Origin of the sequence: Bradyrhizobium sp. 2TAF24, from assembly GCF_052115025.1 — a bacterium.
GTDB lineage: Bacteria > Pseudomonadota > Alphaproteobacteria > Rhizobiales > Xanthobacteraceae > Bradyrhizobium_A.
In genome coordinates, this window is the sequence record NZ_JBFRFW010000054.1 from 1 (window position 1) to 2265 (window position 2265).

Sequence of the window (2265 nt, forward strand, 5' to 3'; positions counted from 1 at the left end):
AAAAAACCTGCGCTCCTCGCAGGCCGATGGCCTCGAGGAGCGCAGGTCGTTGTCGTGATCGCGTTACCAGCCGTAGCGGACGACGCCCTTGCCGGCGTAGGAGCGTGTGACGTTCGAGAACTCGCCCTCGAAGGTCGCCGCAGCCGACCAGCCGTTGAGCCACACCTTCTCGACCGACGCGGTGACCAGCGCTGCTTCCGATGCCTGCGCCGCGCCGTTGACAACGAAGCTCGCGCCCGGCAGCCCCTGGAACGACGCCGTGACCGAGCGGTCGGGGCTGAAGTCGTGCACCCAGGCGAGGCGGCCGCGCAGGTTGAGCAGGCCGTCCTGCAGCACGTAGGCCTTGTCGGCGCGCACGCCGAGCTCGCTGCGCGTATCGGCCGCGGTCCGCCGCGCATAGGCCAGCGCGAAGGTGCCGGCACCCGCCGTCACGCTCTCCAGATAGCCCGGCATGTCGAACGCCGTCGCCTGCACCGCGGCATACGGCGTCAGGCCGATGCCGCCGGTCCACGGCGTGGTGAGGCGATAGCCGCTCTCGAGCCGGCCCGAGTACGCCAGCGCGTTGAACGCCGAGCGCAGCCGGTCGACGCCGGTGGCGGTGACGGTGCGGTCCATCGTGACGTCCTGCCAGCCGGTGGCGACCGCAGCGGTCACATAGGCCGCACCATTGGTGTGGTGGACATAGGCGCCGGCCTGGAACAGGTCGGAGCGGCCAGAGCCGAGGTTCTTCACGCCGAAGTTGGTGCCGCCGCCGCCGAGCGCGAAGCCGGCGACCGTGTCCCGCGAGAAGCGGTAGTCGGCGCCGACCGCAGTGCCATAGACATTGGCGGTGGCCGAGGCCGATCCGGTGACGGCGTTGCCGTCGGTCGTCTGCGAGCCGCCGAAGCCGGCCACCCACACACTCCACGGCTGCGCACAACCGGCGCCGCGCGGCGCCTTGGCCGGCAGATCCGCAGCACCGCAGGCGCCCTGGCCGCGACCGGCCGCCGACTGATCGGTCAGCGCGCCGAGGAACTGGCCCATCGCGCTGAACGTCGACTGCTGCGCGCCGGTCGCCACTTCGCCGGTGAGCTGGGTCAGCGACGCCGGCGCCATCGTGCCGAACACCAGCGGAATGCTGCCGGTGCGGTCGAARTAGCCCGACAGCGCGCCGCCGAYGCTGCGCTGGTTGCGCGTCAGGTTCGGACCGAAGTCCAGCGCCATCGTCAGGTAGGCRTGGGTCGGATCATAGGTCAGCGACGACGTGAAGTTCGCCGGCARYGTCGCRTTGACCGTTCCGTTGAAGGCGCCGGAGACGCCGCCATCGGAGCTCAGGATCATATAGCGCTTGGCGATGTTGCTGCCGCCGACGAACGATGCCGTCACGGTCGCWCCGCCCGGCGTCGTCTGGCCGGTGACGTAGGTCGACGACGACTGCTTGTCCAGCAGGCTGACCACGTAGCTCGCGCCGGACTGGAATGCGAGGTTGCCGGTGATCGTGAGCATGCCGACCGGGTTGGTTGCGTTGCCCGGCGACAGCGTGCCGCCGGAGGCGATCGTGGTGACCGCCGGCGGATCGACGATGCCGATGCCGCTGAGGATCGCGCCCGATGCCACCGTGACGTTCGACGAGCTGGCGATCGAACCGTCGACCTGCAGCCGGCCGCCGGCGATGGTGGTGCCGCCGGTGTAGTTGTGCAGGCCGGTCAGGATCAGCGTGCCGCCGCCGCTCTTGATCAGGCCGCCTGGCGACGTACCGTCGCTGATGGTGCCGGTCAGGATCGTGGTCAGGCCGCCATTGACGTTGAAGTTCGAGATGCCGGTCAGTGAGAAGGCATTGGCGATGACGCGGTTGCCCTGGAAGTCCAGCGTCGCGCCCTGGGCCATGTTCACGGTGCCGGTGCCGAGCGCGCTGTTGTTGGCGACCACCACCGTGCCGCCAGTGATGTTGGTGCCGCCCGAGTAGGTGTTGGCATTGGTCAGGACCTGCGTGCCGCTGGCCTGGGTSAGGCTGCCCGCACCSGAGATCACGCCCGCGAAGGTGTTGGTGCCCGAGCCGTTGAGGGTCAGCGTGTTGCCGCCCGACAGCATGATCTGCGCATTGCTGCCGCCGGTCAGGTTGTTGACCGACTGGTTGTAGCCGTTGGTGTCGAACCGGCTCTCGACGTCGACCGCGCTCGACGACGCGATGACGTTGGCGGCGCCCGCCTGCAACGTGCCGCTCTGCACCAGCGTGGTGCCGGTGAAGCTGTTGCCGCCATTGGACAGCGAGACGAGGTTGTTGGC

General features: G+C 69.3%; 1 protein-coding gene. It reads right to left on the bottom strand.

The window, feature by feature from the left end; genetic code table 11:
• Positions 1 to 63 precede the first annotated feature (63 nt).
• Positions 64 to 2265, bottom strand: a 2202-nt coding sequence (locus AB4Z37_RS32865; RefSeq protein WP_441520860.1) for an autotransporter outer membrane beta-barrel domain-containing protein, incomplete at its 5' end; no start/stop codon positions are given.